The 16,408-nt window shown below is 60.2% G+C and carries 15 protein-coding genes; 7 read left to right on the top strand and 8 right to left on the bottom strand.

Annotated features, from left to right (window positions below; translation table 11 throughout):
• Entirely contained in the window at nucleotides 1-792 is a 792-nt protein-coding gene (paaG, locus tag ABNP31_RS13155; protein ID WP_350013394.1) for a 2-(1,2-epoxy-1,2-dihydrophenyl)acetyl-CoA isomerase PaaG, read from the bottom strand.
• Nucleotides 793-826: 34 nt separating this feature from the next.
• Nucleotides 827-1,600 carry a 2,3-dehydroadipyl-CoA hydratase PaaF gene (gene paaF, locus ABNP31_RS13150; protein WP_350013393.1) on the bottom strand — a complete coding sequence of 258 codons (774 nt, stop codon included), beginning with the start codon at nucleotides 1,598-1,600 and terminating at the stop codon, nucleotides 827-829.
• 355 nt (nucleotides 1,601-1,955) lie between these two features.
• On the opposite strand from paaF, the gene paaY reads away from it, so the two are divergent.
• From paaY to ABNP31_RS13135, 3 genes are all read left to right on the top strand, one after another.
• Nucleotides 1,956-2,555 (top strand): phenylacetic acid degradation protein PaaY, encoded by a 600-nt coding sequence (gene paaY / locus ABNP31_RS13145; RefSeq protein ID WP_085704547.1) that lies wholly within the window; start codon nucleotides 1,956-1,958, stop codon nucleotides 2,553-2,555.
• A gap of 77 nt (nucleotides 2,556-2,632) precedes the next feature.
• On the top strand, nucleotides 2,633-3,556 hold the full coding sequence (gene paaX / locus ABNP31_RS13140; RefSeq protein ID WP_238066326.1) for a phenylacetic acid degradation operon negative regulatory protein PaaX: 924 nt from the start codon (nucleotides 2,633-2,635) through the stop codon (nucleotides 3,554-3,556).
• A 200-nt stretch (nucleotides 3,557-3,756) separates the two neighbouring features.
• Nucleotides 3,757-4,341 (top strand): type II toxin-antitoxin system HipA family toxin, encoded by a 585-nt coding sequence (locus ABNP31_RS13135; RefSeq protein ID WP_238066325.1) that lies wholly within the window; start codon nucleotides 3,757-3,759, stop codon nucleotides 4,339-4,341.
• 426 nt (nucleotides 4,342-4,767) lie between these two features.
• Here ABNP31_RS13135 and ABNP31_RS13130 read toward each other — a convergent pair whose 3' ends face one another.
• The 4 genes from ABNP31_RS13130 to ABNP31_RS13115 form a co-directional block, all read right to left on the bottom strand.
• On the bottom strand, nucleotides 4,768-5,538 hold the full coding sequence (locus ABNP31_RS13130) for an SDR family NAD(P)-dependent oxidoreductase (RefSeq protein ID WP_238066324.1): 771 nt from the start codon (nucleotides 5,536-5,538) through the stop codon (nucleotides 4,768-4,770).
• Nucleotides 5,539-5,564: 26 nt separating this feature from the next.
• The gene (locus tag ABNP31_RS13125; protein WP_350013392.1) at nucleotides 5,565-6,593 is read right to left on the bottom strand and encodes a phosphotransferase; all 1,029 of its coding nucleotides are present in this window, start codon (nucleotides 6,591-6,593) and stop codon (nucleotides 5,565-5,567) included.
• An 11-nt stretch (nucleotides 6,594-6,604) separates the two neighbouring features.
• Nucleotides 6,605-7,816: an acyl-CoA dehydrogenase family protein gene (locus tag ABNP31_RS13120; RefSeq protein WP_238066322.1), complete on the bottom strand. Its 1,212-nt coding sequence runs from the start codon at nucleotides 7,814-7,816 to the stop codon at nucleotides 6,605-6,607.
• Between the two features lie 153 nt (nucleotides 7,817-7,969).
• Nucleotides 7,970-8,134, bottom strand: coding sequence for a hypothetical protein (locus ABNP31_RS13115; protein ID WP_190288806.1), 165 nt, complete (start codon nucleotides 8,132-8,134; stop codon nucleotides 7,970-7,972).
• A 438-nt stretch (nucleotides 8,135-8,572) separates the two neighbouring features.
• Between ABNP31_RS13115 and ABNP31_RS13110 the strand changes: the two genes are divergently transcribed.
• A complete protein-coding gene (locus tag ABNP31_RS13110; RefSeq protein WP_238066321.1) occupies nucleotides 8,573-10,351 on the top strand; it encodes an acyl-CoA dehydrogenase C-terminal domain-containing protein in 1,779 nt (592 codons plus the stop codon).
• A gap of 35 nt (nucleotides 10,352-10,386) precedes the next feature.
• Here ABNP31_RS13110 and ABNP31_RS13105 read toward each other — a convergent pair whose 3' ends face one another.
• Together ABNP31_RS13105 and ABNP31_RS13100 are read right to left on the bottom strand one after the other, a co-directional pair.
• Nucleotides 10,387-11,484, bottom strand: coding sequence for an AraC family transcriptional regulator (locus ABNP31_RS13105; protein ID WP_238066320.1), 1,098 nt, complete (start codon nucleotides 11,482-11,484; stop codon nucleotides 10,387-10,389).
• Nucleotides 11,481-12,590 (bottom strand): AraC family transcriptional regulator, encoded by a 1,110-nt coding sequence (locus ABNP31_RS13100; protein WP_350013391.1) that lies wholly within the window; start codon nucleotides 12,588-12,590, stop codon nucleotides 11,481-11,483. The genes ABNP31_RS13105 and ABNP31_RS13100 overlap by 4 nt, the downstream gene beginning before the upstream one ends.
• Before the next feature lie 26 nt (nucleotides 12,591-12,616).
• On the opposite strand from ABNP31_RS13100, the gene ABNP31_RS13095 reads away from it, so the two are divergent.
• From ABNP31_RS13095 to ABNP31_RS13085, 3 genes are all read left to right on the top strand, one after another.
• Nucleotides 12,617-12,883: a hypothetical protein gene (locus tag ABNP31_RS13095; protein ID WP_350013390.1), complete on the top strand. Its 267-nt coding sequence runs from the start codon at nucleotides 12,617-12,619 to the stop codon at nucleotides 12,881-12,883.
• A 417-nt stretch (nucleotides 12,884-13,300) separates the two neighbouring features.
• Nucleotides 13,301-14,725, top strand: a complete 1,425-nt coding sequence (locus ABNP31_RS13090) for a DUF1329 domain-containing protein (protein ID WP_238066317.1) — start codon at nucleotides 13,301-13,303, stop codon at nucleotides 14,723-14,725.
• Between the two features lie 83 nt (nucleotides 14,726-14,808).
• A complete protein-coding gene (locus ABNP31_RS13085; protein WP_238066316.1) occupies nucleotides 14,809-16,395 on the top strand; it encodes a DUF1302 domain-containing protein in 1,587 nt (528 codons plus the stop codon).
• Nucleotides 16,396-16,408 lie beyond the last annotated feature (13 nt).

The following is a 16,408-nucleotide window of genomic DNA, read 5'->3' as shown; positions in this document are numbered from 1 at the left end:
TCAACGCCCCTTGAATGCCGGCGTGCGCTTGTTCATGAAGGCGCTCACGCCTTCGCGATAGTCCTCGCTGCGCCCGGCCAGGCGCTGCAGGTCGCGCTCCAGCTCCAGCTGTTCATCGAAACCGTTGTCGAAACTGGCGTTCAGGCTGCGCTTGATCAGGGCCAGGCCGTAAGTGGGCTGGGTGGCGAGCTGGCGGGCGAGGGTGAGGGCTTCGTCGCGCAGCGCGGCATCGTCCACCACGCGGTGGATCAGCCCCCATTGCTGGGCCTGTTCGGCGCCCAGGCGCTCGCCCAGCATGGCCAGGGCCTTGGCCCGCGCCATGCCGACCAGGCGCGGCAGCAGCCAGGTGCCGCCGGAGTCGGGTACCAGGCCGATCTTGCAGAAGGCCTGGATGAAGCTGGCCGAGCGGGCGGCCAGCACCAGGTCGCAGGCCAGCGGGATGTTGGCACCGGCGCCGGCAGCCACGCCGTTCACCGCGCAGATCACCGGCAGCGGCAGGTCGCGCAGGGTGCGCACCAGCGGGTTGTAGAACTTGTCGATCGATTCGCCCAGGTCCGGCATCTCGGCGCCCGGGGCGACGTTGCGATCGGACAGGTCCTGGCCGGCGCAGAAACCACGGCCTTCGGCAGTCAGCAACAACACCCGTGCTTCGTTGCTCTGGCGTACTTGCTTGAGTGCCTCGCGCACTTCCAGGTGCATGGCGGTATTGAAGCTGTTCAGCTGCTCGGGGCGATTCAACGAGAGGAGGGCGACGCCGTCCTCGATGGAAAACAGGATGTGCTGGAAAGTCATGACAGACTCGCTCCGTCAGTCGAGGGAAGGATGATCAGCGGCCCTGGAAGCGGGCCTGGCGTTTTTCCTGGAAGGCACGGATGCCTTCGTCGCGGTCGGCGGTGCCGGCCAGCAAGGTGAAGGCATGGCGTTCGAAGCGCAGGCCGCTGGCCAGGTCGGTATCGCCGGCCTTGAGCAGCGCTTCCTTGGCCAGGCGCACCGCCAGTGGGGCCTTGGCGGCGATGCTGCGGGCGATGTGCAGGGCACGTTCTACGGTGAGTTCCGGCTGGGTGATTTCGCTGACCAGCCCGGCCTGCAAGGCATGACGGGCGGTGATGGCTTCGCCGGTCAGCACCATTTGCATGGCCAGCGGCTTGCCTACTGCCCGCAGCAGGCGCTGGGTGCCACCGGCGCCGGGGATGATGCCGAGGTTGATTTCCGGCTGGCCGAAACGGGCGTCGCTGCCGGCGATGACGATGTCGGCACACATCACCAGTTCGCAGCCGCCACCCAGGGCGTAGCCGTTGACGGCGGCGATCAGTGGCTTGGTGAAGGCGGCGATGCTTTGCCAGTGGGCCACCCGCGGGTCGTTGAGGATGCCGACCAGGTCGCGCTCGGCCATCTCGCGGATATCAGCGCCTGCGGCGAATGCCTTGCGGCTGCCGGTGAGCACCACCGCGCGGATCTGTTCGTCTTGCCCGGCCGCTTCCAGCGCAGCGGCCAGCTCTGCCAGTAGCTCGGTGCACAGGGCGTTGAGCGCCTCGGGCCGTTGCAGGGTAATGAGCTGGACGCCGTGTTCGGGCGCCTGCACATCGAGATATCGCGGCATGTCGGGTTCCTCTGGCTGCACGCACGGCACATCGTGGGGCCGGCATTTCTTGGAATTGTTTGCAGGGGCGTGATGTGGGGATCACGTCCAGGTGGAACCAGTATATGCATTACGCGATACAATAATGCAACATTCAAAATTGTTTCATGTATCTCTTTTTGCGGGGCTGACAACTGCCTCAGCAAAGGGTTTCCTGATGTTGAATCGCTTCATCACCTTGCGATCAACGCGTATTTCCGAACTTATTGGAGCGCGATGACCCGAGCAAAAGCGATACACGACCATGCCGATTGACGCACCACAAGATTGTGATACAAGATCAAGGCGCATTTGAAATCATTTCAGGAGCTTTGCCATGCCTTGCTATCGACTGGACGGCCTGACGCCCGTGGTTCATCCGACAGCCTACGTGCACCCCAGCGCCGTGCTGATTGGTGATGTAATCGTCGGCCCTCGTTGCTACGTCGGCCCGCTGGCATCACTAAGGGGGGATTTCGGCCGTATCGTGCTGGAGGAGGGCGCCAACCTGCAGGACACCTGCGTGATGCATGGTTTCCCGGGTGGCGATACGGTGGTCGAACGCAACGGGCATGTCGGGCATGGCGCCGTGCTGCACGGCTGTCGCGTGGGCGAAGACGCCTTGATCGGCATGAACGCGGTGGTAATGGATGGTGCCTATGTGGCACCGCGCTGTATCGTCGCGGCCACGGCATTCGTCAAGGCGGGCTTCGAATGTGCGGCACAAAGCCTGGTGATGGGCTCGCCAGCCCAGGTCAAGCGCCCACTGACCGAACAGGAACTGGCCTGGAAGCAACGTGGCACGGCGGAGTACCAGCACCTGGCGCAACGCTGCATGAACAGCATGGTCGAATGCCCACCACTGACCGAGGTCGAGCCCGAGCGCCCACGCATGGAAGACACCGGCGTCAGGCCCAAAGGCCAGGCATCGGCATGAGCCTGGCAGCGTCACGCAATGGTCAGGCGGCCCGCCGCGCAGGTATAGTCGGTGCTTTAACCGCGCACAGTTCGCCCATGAGCAATCTCGCCCCACTGAACAACCTGATCACCCGCTTCCAGGAACAGACGCCGATCCGCGCCAGTTCCCTGATCATCACTTTGTACGGCGACGCCATCGAACCCCACGGCGGAACCGTCTGGCTGGGTAGCCTGATCAACCTGCTGGAGCCGATCGGCATCAACGAGCGCCTGATCCGCACATCGATCTTCCGCCTTACCAAGGAAGGCTGGCTCACCGCCGAAAAGGTTGGCCGCCGCAGTTACTACAGCCTGACAGGGACTGGCCGCCGGCGATTCGAGAAAGCCTTCAAGCGAGTCTACAGCCCCAGCCAACCAGCCTGGGACGGCGCCTGGACGCTGGTGTTGCTCTCGCAACTGGAGGCCGGCAAGCGCAAGGCTTTGCGTGAAGAGTTGGAGTGGCAGGGCTTCGGCGCCATGGCGCCGAACCTGCTGGGCTGCCCACGGGCAGACCGCACCGACCTGGCCGCCACCTTGCGTGACCTGGAGGCGAGCGACGACAGCATCGTCTTCGAAACCCACACCCAGGAGGTGCTGGCATCCAAGGCCATGCGTGCTCAGGTGCGGGAAAGCTGGCGTATCGACGAACTGGGGCAGCAGTACAGCGAGTTCATCCAGCTGTTCAGGCCGCTATGGCAAGGCTTGAAAGAGCAGCAACAGCTCGATGCGCAGGATTGCTTCCTGGCACGTACGCTGCTGATTCACGAATACCGCCGGCTGCTGCTGCGCGACCCGCAACTGCCGGACGAGCTGCTGCCTGGGGATTGGGAGGGAAGGGCCGCGCGACAGCTGTGCCGTAACCTCTATCGGCTGGTGTTTGCCAAGGCGGAAGATTGGCTGAATGCAGCGCTGGAGACGGCTGATGGGCCTTTGCCGGATGTGAATGAAGGCTTTTACAGGCGTTTTGGCGGGCTGATCTGAAAAATAATGTCAACCATAGTGAGCCTTACCCTTTATAAGGCAAACCCATATAGACATTAAGCTTGGGGAAGTCCTGCGTAACGCACCCTTCAGGACAAAGGGATGCTCATTCTGGCTAAACACGCGATCGGTTTGACCACTATGACCTACCGACGATTGAGTATGCCTGTATGACATTTGCGGCGGGGAAGGGTATTAACGTGACCCGGACCGCACTGCATGCTGAAAACCCGTCTACATTGCTGGTCGAGCGCTTTGACCGCACGCCCATTGCCGAGGGCGCCAGGCGCATACCGATGCTCAGTGCTCTGACTTTGCTCGACTCGGAGTGGGATGGCCCGCACCACAGGGATTGGCGCTATGCCGCCGTGGCTGACGAGATGCGTCGGCGGGGCGTGCCGGATGGCGACCTGCAGGAGCTGTTCAAACGCATGTGCTACAACGCCCTGGCAGGCAACTCCGACGACCATCCGCGCAACCATGCAGTGGTCTGGGTTGCCGGGAAGTGGCGGCTTTCACCGATGTACGACGTATTGCCGATGCTTGATGAGGGGCCCGCGAAGGCCTTGGCCATGGCGATTGGCCGGGAGGGCAGCCAGGTCAGCCGGAGCAATCTGCTCAGCCACCATACGCACTTTGCACTGACACGGGATCAAGCCGAGCATTTGCTTGAAGAAGTGGCGAGCTGGGAGCAGGAGTTAAAGGATCATTACGCGCAAATCCTCTCAGGAAAGGACCTGGATATGGCCTGTGATGCGACCAGTTCGGTGCGGATGCTCAGGTAGGTGGGCGCTTTAATATAACTACCGTCCGAACTCTGGGGCGCAGGGAAAGTTAAGTATCTTTACCGGCGGCGATGAATGCATCCGCAGCGGCATGGGTGCTGGCGGCCAGCTCCGCCAACACCAACGGCGAGGAGGAGGGCATCTGTACCGGCTCTGTCAATTTCGTCTCGCTCAACACTGCAATAGGTTCGGATAACCTGTGGCTTATCAGACCCAATATACCTGGGCTGAGATACAAGCAGTAAGCGATCGGTTCATCGGGTGAGCCATTCAGATAGCGTCTGACGGCAGAATCTCGAAGGTCGCCTTGATGCCCATTACCGGATTTCCGCAGGGCATCGCGCCTTAATGTTTTCGGAGTTTCTGAAGGCCGGCCGGTGGACACAGAGTGTTGGCTACACTGTGTCCTGCTTTGCAGCAATACCGTTATGCCAGGCGGGTATGATGGGCTCCGTCTACTGGCAGCACCACGCCGTTGACGAAGGAGCCCGCCTCGCTAGCGAGCATGATCACCGGTCCAACCAGTTCGTCGAGCTGGCCCAAACGTCGTGATGGCATTGAGCGTAGGGCTGCCTGCCCCTTTTCGCTAGCGAAAAATGCCTGGCTCATTTCCGTTTCAAACCAGCCGGGGGCAATGGCATTGACCCGGATGCCATAGCGCATCAAGTCATTGGCAAGTGCCCGGGTCAACTGGACTACTGCGCCCTTGGACGCTGCATAAACACTGTAACCGGGCTGTACCCCAAGGCCGAGTATCGAGGCGATGTTGATGATCGCTCCCGGGCGCTTTGCCTCGGCAAGCCGACGTGCGGCTTCCTGGGACACACGCCAGATCCCCTTGAAGTTGGTGTCCAGCACCGCATCCATCGAGATTTCGTCGGTCTCCAGGAAGGGGGCAGGGGCCGCGATACCGGCATTGTTGATAATGATGTCGCACAAGCCGACCTGGGCCGCCGCAGCGTCGAACGCGGCACGTACGCTGTCACTGGCGGTCACATCCATGGCGACAGCGATGGCCTTGCCACCACTGTTGAGGATGTCGTGCACCAGCGCCTCGATCCGGTCGAGCCGGCGAGCCGAAGCCACGATCGTGGCGCCAGCCTGCGCCAGGCCGCGGGCAAGACAATAACCGATACCGCTCGAAGCCCCGGTGACGAGAGCGACTTTGCCAGCCAGCGAAAAACGTTCATTAACCATCGTAGCTTCTCCAAACAACTGAAATTTCAGTTCCCAGGGGCAATGAGGTCCAACCCCATTTGCGAGAGCGGCCGGGCCAGCTCACCCGTTTCGTGCGCCCGCGTATTGGAAGCGTTGCCTTCTAGGGCGCGTTTTTTTACACCTTGGGCGATCGCCGCAAGCCGGAAAAAACTGAATGCCAGGTAGAAGTTCCAGTTTTCGATCTTTTCCAGTCCCATGCGCGCGCAATAGTCGGCGACATAGGTATCTTCGTCTGGTATGCCCAATGCGTGGCGGTCGAGACCGCCCAACCCTCGGATCAGGCCGTCATTCGGCATGCGCCACTGCATGCATTGATAGGCCAGGTCGGCGAAGGGATGGCCTAGAGTGGACAGTTCCCAGTCGACTACCGCGAGGATGCGCGGTTCGGTAGGGTGGAACAGGAAGTTGTCCAGGCGATAGTCGCCATGGACCAGGCTGACGCGTCCGTCGTCTGGTGGCAGCAGCCCCGGTAGCCGCTCGATGAGCTGGTTCATCGCAGGGTTGATATCGGTTTCGCTGGCCTGGTATTGCTGGGTCCAGCGCACGAGTTGCCGCTCGAAATAGTTACCCGCTCGACCATAATCGCCGAGGCCGATGGCTTCGACGTCCAGGCGGTGCATAGCTGCGAGTACGCGGTTCATTTCGTCGTAGTAGGCAGCGCGGTGGGCTTGCTCGATCTCGGGCAGTGCAGGGTCCCAGAAAATCCGCCCCTCCACGAAGGACATGAGGTAGAAGTCACTGCCGATGATGCTGGCATCCTCGCAGAGGTGATACGGGTGGGCTACCGGAACCTCGGTGTTGCGCAGGGCTTGCATGACGCGAAACTCACGGTCGATCGCGTGAGCGGACTTCAGCAGTGCGCCCCGTGGTTTGCTGCGTAACACGTAATCGGCCCCGCCGGCGCGTAGCCGGTATGTCGGGTTCGACTGCCCGCCAGCGAACTTCTCCAACGCTACAGGTCCGTTGAAACCGGGCAGAACGGCTTCCAGGTAGGCGCCAAGGCGCTCGCTGTCGAGGTTTTCAATGTGGGTCATGTGGTCGTTCCTCAAGCTGTGTAGCGTTTGATCACCGCTTTGCCCAAGGAGGCCATGTGCACCTGATCGGGGCCATCGGCCAGGCGAATGGCCCGAGCATTGGCAAAGGCGCGCGGCAGGAAGCTGTCCTGACACAGGCCCAGCGCACCGTGGGCCTGGATGGCGCGGTCAATGACCTGCTGCGCCATGGTCGGGGCAACGATCTTGATCATCGCGATAAGGTCCCGCGCGTCCTTGTAGCTGGTGCGGTCCATCTTGTCGGCAGCCTTCAAGGTCAACAGGCGTGCCTGCTCGATTTCGCACAGCGAGCGCGCGATGTCTTCGCGTATCGAACCTTGCTCGGAGAGCTTCCTGCCGAACGCTACCCGGTGCTCGACTCGGGCGCACATCAATTCCAATGCACGTTGAGCGGATCCGATCAGGCGCATGCAATGATGAATCCGGCCTGGACCCAGCCGGCTCTGCGCAATTTCGAAACCTTGCCCTTCGTCGCCGATCCGGTTGCCAACCGGAACGCGCACATTCTCGAACAGGATCTCGGCATGCCCGTGCGGGGCATCATCGTCACCGAACACGCGCAGGGGGCGAAGTAGCTTGAGGCCGGGGGTATCCATCGGCACGATCACCTGCGTCTGCTGGTGATGAGGTGGGGCAGCGGGATCGGTCTTGCCCATCACGATCAGGAACGCGCAACGCGGATCAGGTGCGCCGGTGGTCCACCATTTGTGCCCGTTGATCACGTAGTCGTCACCGTCCCGTTCGATGCGGCATTCGATATTGGTGGCATCGGAGGAAGCGACCGCGGGTTCCGTCATGGCGAACGCTGAGCGGATTTCACCGTTGAGCAGCGGCAGCAGCCACTGTTGTTTCTGCGCTTCGCTGCCATAGCGTGCCAGCAGTTCCATGTTGCCAGTATCCGGCGCATTGCAGTTGAACACTTCCGGGCCGATGAACGAGCGGCCCATGACCTCGGCCAGCGGCGCATATTCCAGGTTGGTCAGGCCCGAGCCGTAGTCGTCGAACTTCGCCAGAAACAGGTTCCACAGGCCTTCGCTCCGCGCACGCGCCTTGAGTTGCTGCATCACCGGAGGAATCACCCAACGGTTGTCGGAGTGCTCGATGAAGTCGTAGTACTCGTGCTCGGCCGGGTATACGTGATCTTCCATGAAATGCTCAAGCCGCCCGAGAAGGTCTCGAACTTTAGGGCTGTGTTCAAAGTGCATGCTGTATTCCTCGATAGGACGCGGGGGCGTATTGCGTTGAAGGGGCTTGGATGCGAGCAGGGTTCATGCGCCAATGCATTACCGAACTCAAAGTACTGGGCTTCGACGATTGGAAATCGTGCTTGTCGGATGAAGGATGTGGGCAAATCAGCATTAGATTGCCAATGCATCGCGCAGGGGCTTGAGGATGTCCGCGAAGCTGGACATCAGGTAGACAGGCCAAGGGTAAAGGGGGCTGGTCTGCACGATTTGCTCTGCCGCATACAACGTGCCTGTGAGCAAAAGCGTGACCGTGCCGATGAACGCAATTCGGCGCATGAATCTCTCCGAGTCCAGCGATTGTCTGGTTGCCGGTTTTTGTTGTTGGTGATTGGAAGTCTAAAGACTCCGAGCATCAGAGACTTAACAGATCGCGCCAGAAAATGTGCAATTCATGAATGTACGCTCAAGGTGTTCGAGCACCTTGCGGCTTTCTTGTTATCGATTTTCTGGGTGATGCGAACCTGAATCTGGGCACGCATTGCCGTTCTCAGCCAAGCGTCAGCGGGTTTCTACTCGCCAGTGCGGTAAGCCGGCATACCAATGGGGGGCAGCCACAGCACAGCCGAAAGGGCATTGCCAACGAGCAATTTCACGAATTAGCATAACGTTGGTTGTTTTAATTTGCGCCCGTTCCAGCAATAGCAGTAATCCGCTTGCCCTGTGTGCACTTCGCTCCCGGGATGCGCATCACCCAACTCATTTTCGAGAAATGCCATGTCTGATTACCAAGCCCCCCTGCGGGATATGCAATTCATCCTCAATGAAGTATTCGAGGCCAGTAAACTTTGGGGTCAGTTTCCTGCTCTGCACGACTTTATCGACTCGGAAACAGCCGATGCGATCCTGAACGAGGCAGGCAAGCTCGCAGCCGAGGTACTGGCACCGCTGAATCGTCCCGGTGATGAGCAAGGTTGTCAGTGGCAAGACGGGCGGGTAACGACACCTCAAGGGTTTGTGGAGGCCTACAAGGCTTTTTCCGAGGGCGGATGGGGCGGGGTTGCCGGCGATGCCAGCCATGGCGGGATGGGGATGCCGAAGATGCTCTCGACACTGGTCGATGAAATCGTCAATGCGGCCAACCTGTCATTTGGTCTGTACCCCATGCTCACCGCTGGCGCCTGTATGGCAATCAATGCGCATGCGAGCGAAACGCTAAAGGGCCAGTATCTATCGAGGATGTACAGCGGTGAGTGGACAGGCACCATGTGCCTGACCGAACCGCATGCCGGGACTGACCTGGGCATCATCCGTACTCGTGCCGAGCCGCAAGCGGATGGCAGCTACGCTATAAGCGGCACCAAGATCTTCATCACCGGCGGTGAGCACGACCTGACCGAAAATATCGTGCACCTGGTATTGGCTCGGCTGCCTGACGCCCCTGCCGGTCCCAAGGGTATCTCGCTGTTCCTGGTACCCAAGGTGTTGAGCAATGACGACGGCACATTGGCCGAGAAGAACAGCCTGAGCTGCGGATCCCTTGAACACAAGATGGGCATAAAGGCGTCAGCGACCTGTGTGATGAACTTCGATGGTGCCGTGGGGTGGTTGGTCGGCGAGCCGAACAAAGGCCTGGCTGCGATGTTCACCATGATGAACTACGAACGGCTGGGAGTGGGCGTGCAAGGGTTGGCTACCGGCGAGCGTTCTTATCAGAGTGCGATCAGCTATGCCCGTGACCGCGTCCAGGGACGGGCATCGAGTGGACCTGCCGATGGGCAGCAGATTGCCGATCCGATTATCGTCCACGCCGATGTACGTCGCATGCTGCTAACCATGAAAGCCTTGAACGAAGGCGGGCGTGCATTCTCCAGCTATGTCGCCATGCAACTGGACACGTCCAGGTACAGCGAAGACGCCGAGGTGCGCAAGCGCGCAGAAGAACTTGTCGCATTGCTGACGCCAGTCGCCAAGGCGTTCCTGACCGATATGGGGTTGGAAGCCACGTTACACGGGCAACAGGTGTTTGGCGGGCATGGTTATATTCGCGAATGGGGCCAGGAACAATTGGTGCGTGACTGCCGTATCACCCAGATCTATGAGGGTACCAATGGCATTCAGGCGCTGGATCTGCTCGGCCGCAAGGTCCTGGGAACGGGTGGCGCCTCCGCGAAAACCTTGATCGACGAGGTGCTGGGTTTCATCCATTCGGCGCCAGCAACACTGGCCGAATTTACCGCACCATTGAAAGCTGCGGTCCTCAATCTTGAGGAATTGACGGCCTGGATCCTGGACCGCGCCAAGGGCGATCCCAACGAAGTGGGTGCTGCCTCGGTCGAGTATCTGCATGTCTTCGGATACACCGTCTACGCCTATATGTGGGCGCGAATGGCTAATGCGGCGCTGCCCAAAGCAGGTCAAGACGACTTCTACGCCAGCAAGCTGGGTACCGCGCGCTTCTACTTCGCCCGTCTGCTACCTCGGATCCATTCATTGATAGCCTCGGTGAAAGCCGGGAGTGAATCGCTGTATCTGCTGGACAGTTCGCAGTTTTGAGCCATGCGCCTGGCAACAATGTTGCCAGGCCGTCTTCACTCGGCAGGGCCGTTGTAGTTTTTTCGCCCTCGCAGCAAGCGGGGTTGCCTGGTCAGCCCGGTTCTTCGTTGCCATTGGAGCGGGGTGAGGCCAAACCAGCGATGAAAGGCGCGGCTGAAGCCGCTCGAGTCTGCATATCCCAGAAGCTTCGCCAGCCTGCTCATGCTGATGGCAGGATCCTGCAGGTAGTGCTGGGCTGATTCCTGGCGCACTTCGTCCAGAAGCTGCTGGAATGACGTGCCCTCGGCGAAGAGTTGGCGTTGCAACGACCGTGGATTCACGACCATCCAGCTGGCGGCTTTGTCCACTGTTGCACGGCCGCTGGGAAGCAGGTGGCGAAGCAGTTGCTTGATGGATCCAGGGAGTGCCGCGCTGGACAACCGCTCCATCCGGCCTATGTGCGTTTCCAGCAGCTGGTGCAATGTTGTGTCCTTGGCGTTCAGTGGCAACGACAGGACATCCCGTGGAAAGACCAGGCCTGTAAACGCCGAGGAAAACATCGGAGGTGAGCCAAGGATGCTCCTGTAGTCCAGCTCGTTGCCAAGTGGCGCGTGGGTAAAGGCCACATGATCAGGTTGCCATTCGTCACCGATCATCGCACGCAACAGTTTCAGGGCCACGGCACACATCAGCTCTGCGGCCTGGAACTGCCCGGGGCCGTACTGCCGAGGCGTTGAAAACTCAAGGCAGACCTGATCGCGTGCAGGTATGAGCTGCATGCTGACCGCACCATTGAAGACTGCATAGTTGTCCTTGAGCTCCAGCAGTGCTTCGCCTACCGATCGGGTGCTGCCGACCAGATATAGCATGTCACCGAATACTGCTAGCCCTTGGTGCATCCCGAACCGCAAACCGAACAGCGGCTGCTCGGCATGTTGTGCGCACAGATCCAGCAACCCGCAGTAGCGTTGGTAGGCAAGTATCTGCTGGGGGAATTGTTCCACGTCCACAGGCAAAGCCACCAGCCGGAGCATTGCCGTTGGCCTGAGCCCTTCATTGCTGGCGAATTCGGTAAATTTGCTGAGCGCCAGCGCACGGATGAACGAGCCAGTGGTCGTGCTACGCTCGCTGGCCGCGGCGGATACCGCTTTCATGGCGGCGACACCTCGTGGGTTTCCGGTGCAGCCAGTTGCCCTGTGCGATGATGTTGCCGCCATTTCTGCGGGCTGATGCCGTTCCAGCGTGTAAACGCGCGGGAAAATGCGCCCAGGCTGGTATAGCCAAGCAGCGCGGAAAGCTGTGTCAGGTTCACGGTGGAATCACAGAGATAACGCTTGGCCATGGCCTGCCGAGTGTCGTCCAGCAATGCCTGGAAGTGGGTGCCCTCGGCTTGCAGGTAACGCTGCAGAGTCCGCGGGCTGAGCGCAAGCTGCCCGGCTATGTGTTCAACGCTGGCTTGCCCATCGCAAAGGCCGTGCCGCATTAGCCGTTGTACGTGGGCGGGTAGCTCGCGCAGGGTGAGGTACGCAAGCTCGTCATAATGGTTTTTCATCAACACCTGCAGGCCAGCATCACGCTCACCGAGCGCATGGGTCAGCAGGGCGTGATCGAATACCCAGGCATTGACCGCACTGTCGAAGCGCGGAGTAATGTCCAGCAAGGCTCGGTATGTGTTCAGACGGGCGCCGGCAGCGTGGCGAAGCAGAAGCTCCTGGGGTTTCCAGGCCCGCCCCAGGAGGCTCTCCATGATCTTGGTGCCGAGCGCCATGGCAAGCTCGACGGTCTGCCGGGTAACTGACACGTTTGCGTCTATCACATCATAGAGCAGCCAGGCCTGGTTACCCCGTTGCTCAAGTCTTAGCTCTGCGCCGTTGCTGTGGGTAGGGAAATAGCGGATGAAAGCCTGCAACGCATCGCCGACCGTATGAGCGCTGCTTATCACATAGTGCAGCGTGCCCAGCGCTGAAAGCCCTTGCTGCAAGCCAAGCTGCAGGCCGAACAGCGCATTGCCGGACTTGCGCGACGCCAGCTCCAGGAGGGCGGCAAAGCGCTCGCCGCTCAGCGGCAGGTCGGTCTGGCCTTCCATCACGCCTGCCTCTTCAAGCAGTGTGCGGGCATCCAGGCCCTGGCGGGTCGAAAACTCGTCGAAACCGAGCAGGGCGATGTCGAGGACGAAAGAAGTCATATCGAAGGTTCTGGTCTGGCAGTGCGCATGCAGTGCCCGGGGTAGTGATGAGTCATCGTAACAGCTGTCCTGCACCCTGGAACATGGCTTTCCAGGCTGTCATGAAAAGCCTGTTTAGTGGCGCGATATGTGAAGCACTCGAGCAAGCTGACCGTCAGACTCGGAGAGGACGCACCAACAAAAACAAACTCTGCTGCGGCGAAGCGCCGATTACGGAGATCGTCATGACTCGAATGCTTATCGTCATTGTGTTCGTTGTGCTGGGTGCAGGCAGTGTTTACCTGTCGACTGTGCGCGCCAATGCAAGCCCAGGCATTACCTCTCACATTCATCCCGTTGCCGGCATCGGCGATGTCTTTCGCCATTAGGGCAACAGCTTCATTCAACATTGCCTTGACCACAGCCTGCCTACGTACTTCAGCGTCCATTGCGGGCATCCGCCTTTCTTCTTTCCTCGATAACGCCTGCCTGCCCCGGCTCGGACTCACCCTGGGGCAGCGGGCGGAGTCCTCTCCCATTGATTTAAAGTAACAAGTGTTCCGTAATTGCACATATCGCCGTCCTGCGTGCTGCAGAGGAGGGCATCTGAGTCGCCAGGTAGCACATATCAGTTGTTATAAAAAATATAAGTAATTGAAAACAAAAGTAAAAAAATATTGGCAAGTAAATTGCTTTTTACCTTGCGTGGTCGTCATCTGACCATGCTTTCGAAACAAACCCAGCCGTCAGTGCTGCCTCGAACGAGGCACGCCGAACGGTCGCCAAGAGCTCGTGAGGAACTTCGCATGAAAGATGTGATTCAGCGCCTTGATGTTGGACCTTCCATTGGTTGCAGAGGGCGGTCATTGGCCCTGGCGCTTGCGGCGCTGGCCGCTTGCGGCGCAGTGCAGGCTGCGCAGAACGATGCTTCGCAATTGGGAACAAAACTGACCCCCTTGGGCGCTGAGGTTGCCGCCAGCGCCGATGGCGTAATTCCTGCCTGGGCGACGCCTGGCAAGCAGGATACAGGCTGGAGTTATGGGCAGGTGCGTGGGCAATCCTGGAAGTTCAAGGACGACAAGCCGCTCTATAGCATCACCGCGGCCAACGTCGCGCAGTACGCCAAGCAGCTTTCTCCCGGGCAGCTGGAGCTGTTCAAGAAAATTCCCGATTACCGCATGGATGTCTACCCGACCCGACGCACCTGTGGTGCACCGGACTTCGTCGTCGACAATACGCGCAAGAATGTCGGCTTCGCCACGCTCGACGCCAACGGGGTTGCGTTGCAGGACGCTCATGTTCCCGGTATTCCATTCCCCATGCCGACCACGGGCGCCGAAGTCATGTGGAACATGAAGATGCGCTACCGCGGCGTAGGCTTCGACATGGCCAAGACGGTGTCCGGCATTTCACCGCGTCCCGGTGGCGGGAGCTGGTTGCAGACCTCGACCGACTGGTTCATGTACACGCCGTGGGGGCAGAAGGGCAGTGCGCTGTTCTCCTCGTTCGACCGGCTCGAGGTTGCCACCTACTTCTCCTACAACGAGCCGGCTGCACTGGCTGGCCAGGCCGGGGTGGTCACGACCAAGGCCGGCGAGCAGGCGAGCACCTTCTACTACTTCCCCGGCCAGCGCCGGGTGCGTCGCATGCCGTCCTATTCCTATGACTCGCCGCAGATCGGCCTGGATAACCAGTACACCATCGACGAGTCGAACATCTTCTTCGGCCCTATGGACCGCTTCGACTGGAAGCTGGTCGGCAAGCAGGAGCTTCTGGTGCCTTACAACTCGTTCGGTGCTTATGACGCCTCCGCCCGTATCGAGGATGTCGCGCAGCAGAACGCCTTTGCGCCGCAGTATCGCCGCTATGAGCTGCACCGGGTCTGGGTGGTCGAGGCGACCGTACGCCAAGGCATGCGCCACCAGGCGCCCAAGCGTATGTTCTATATCGACGAGGACAGCTGGAACGGCCTGGTGGCGGTCGACTACGACAAGCAGGGGCAGATCTGGAAAGTCCGCGAGGGCTACCCCATCCCCGTCTACGAGACCGGCACCTGCGATATGGAAGCCCAGGTCCAGTACAACCTGGTCGACGGTCGCTACCTCTATGACATGACCTCCATCGGCGTCGGCAAGAAAGACCATCGCTGGCTCACCGAGGATGCCGGCAACCCACGTCTGAAGCGTGACTTCTACACCTCGGACAACCTGCGTGCCATCAGCGAACGTTGAACTTCCCCACTTCGAGCGCCGACATGAAAACAACAATCACAAAAGCTTCAGGCCTTGCTATTGCGTGCATGACTCCCCTGGCAATGGGGTTCACTTTCGAGACCGAGACCATCAGGGGCTCGTTCGATTCGACGATTTCCTACGGTATGGGTATCCGCACCGAGTCCCAGGGTTGCAACCTGATCAACCAGGGCACCAGCGGGCATCATCCGCCCAGCGGGTGCCTGGCACAGACCTCCGGTATCGGCGACCAGGGCGACCTCAACTACGACAAGGGTGACTTGTTTACCCATTACCTCAAAGGCACCCATGAACTGCTGCTGAAGATGCCGGAAGACTTTACTTTCATGGCACGCGGCAGTTGGATCCGGGATTTTGCAGCCACCGATACCAGCGGCGCTTTGTCGTTCTACACCCCTGATGGCGTCGGCAAGGACGGGCTGACCAGTGCCGCCCGCGATGACCTGGAATTCAAGGCGCGCCTGCTCGACCTTTGGGTGAGCAAGGGCTTCGATGTCGGTGAGCAGCGGGTTCGCGCCCGCCTGGGTAACCAGGTGATCAACTGGGGCGAGAGCCTGTTCGTGCTCGGCGGTATCAACAACACCAACGCCTACGACATCCAGGCGCTGTCGCGCCCTGGCGTGCAATTGAAGGAAGCGGTGCTCCCGGCACCGATGCTGAGCCTGGCATCGGGCCTCGGTAGCGGGGTCAACATCGAGGCCTATTACCAGTTCGCCTGGAACAAGAGCGAGGTGCCACCGGTTGGCAGCTACTGGTCCTACACCTCAGCGCTAGGCAGCGGGATGAAGACCTACGGGTTCGATGACAAGGACGCCCGCGACAGCGGGCAATGGGGCCTTTCGCTACGCTGGCAGCCCCAGGACAGCGACCTGAACGTCGGCTTGTACGTATTGCGCTACCACGACAAGCTGCCATCGCTGACGATGCGTCTGCTGGACCCGGACACCTTCGCCGTGGCGCAGAAGTGGGAGTATCCGGAAGACCGCATGCTCTACGGCATCAGCGCGAACATGCCGATCGGCGATTGGGCGGTGGGTACCGAGCTGTCCTACCGGCCCAAGGACGCAGTGCCGCTCAACCCGGTGCTGGATTTGTGCAGCAACAATGGCGGCAAGTGCTGGAAGGACGAGAAGAAGTTCCAGTGGCACCTCACCGGGCTTTACAGCATGACGCCGTCCAACTCGCCCACGCTGCTCGATTTCACCGGCGCCAGCACAGGCACGTTGCTGACCGAGTTGGTGGTCATCAAATACCCGGGGCTGCACCGCAGCTATGACGGCGAAATCATCGCCGCCGGTGGCAATACCTGGCAGCTGGACCCTGCGATGGCGCCGAAGGCTCGCGGTGACAAGACCTCATCCGGGATCAACCTGGACTTCAGCCTCACCTACGACGGCACCTTGGTTCCAGGCTGGCAGGTGACGCCAGGGATCTTCTATTCGCGTTCCCTCGGGGGGCGGACTCCCAACCTCTCGGCGACATTCACCGAAGACGCCAGCAGCATGAACCTTTACCTCAACTTCGTGCGTAACCCGGCCAGTTGGCAGGTGTCGTTCAACTACGCCAAGTTCATGGGCGGCGACACCCCCTATGACCAGTTGTTCCGTGATCGCGATTACGTAGGTGTCGTCGTTTCGCGCACCCTGTGAGGCCTGCTGTGAA

The organism is Pseudomonas asiatica (assembly GCF_040214835.1).
Classification (GTDB): Bacteria; Pseudomonadota; Gammaproteobacteria; order Pseudomonadales; family Pseudomonadaceae; genus Aquipseudomonas; species Aquipseudomonas putida_Z.
Note: the sequence above shows the minus strand (reverse complement) of the source record. Positions and strands in the feature narration are given on the sequence as shown.

Excerpts from the sequence above, each read along its gene's own strand:
- paaX (WP_238066326.1), top strand. The coding sequence starts at position 2,633 with ATGAGCAATCTCGCCCCACTGAACAACCTGATCACCCGCTTCCAGGAA.
- ABNP31_RS13105 (WP_238066320.1), bottom strand. The coding sequence starts at position 11,484 with ATGAAAGCGGTATCCGCCGCGGCCAGCGAGCGTAGCACGACCACTGGC.
- ABNP31_RS13130 (WP_238066324.1), bottom strand. The coding sequence starts at position 5,538 with ATGGTTAATGAACGTTTTTCGCTGGCTGGCAAAGTCGCTCTCGTCACC.
- ABNP31_RS13085 (WP_238066316.1), top strand. The coding sequence starts at position 14,809 with ATGGGGTTCACTTTCGAGACCGAGACCATCAGGGGCTCGTTCGATTCG.
- ABNP31_RS13125 (WP_350013392.1), bottom strand. The coding sequence starts at position 6,593 with ATGACCCACATTGAAAACCTCGACAGCGAGCGCCTTGGCGCCTACCTG.
- ABNP31_RS13115 (WP_190288806.1), bottom strand. The coding sequence starts at position 8,134 with ATGCGCCGAATTGCGTTCATCGGCACGGTCACGCTTTTGCTCACAGGC.
- paaF (WP_350013393.1), bottom strand. The coding sequence starts at position 1,600 with ATGCCGCGATATCTCGATGTGCAGGCGCCCGAACACGGCGTCCAGCTC.
- ABNP31_RS13090 (WP_238066317.1), top strand. The coding sequence starts at position 13,301 with ATGAAAGATGTGATTCAGCGCCTTGATGTTGGACCTTCCATTGGTTGC.
- ABNP31_RS13095 (WP_350013390.1), top strand. The coding sequence starts at position 12,617 with ATGAAAAGCCTGTTTAGTGGCGCGATATGTGAAGCACTCGAGCAAGCT.
- ABNP31_RS13120 (WP_238066322.1), bottom strand. The coding sequence starts at position 7,816 with ATGCACTTTGAACACAGCCCTAAAGTTCGAGACCTTCTCGGGCGGCTT.
- ABNP31_RS13110 (WP_238066321.1), top strand. The coding sequence starts at position 8,573 with ATGTCTGATTACCAAGCCCCCCTGCGGGATATGCAATTCATCCTCAAT.
- paaY (WP_085704547.1), top strand. The coding sequence starts at position 1,956 with ATGCCTTGCTATCGACTGGACGGCCTGACGCCCGTGGTTCATCCGACA.
- paaG (WP_350013394.1), bottom strand. The coding sequence starts at position 792 with ATGACTTTCCAGCACATCCTGTTTTCCATCGAGGACGGCGTCGCCCTC.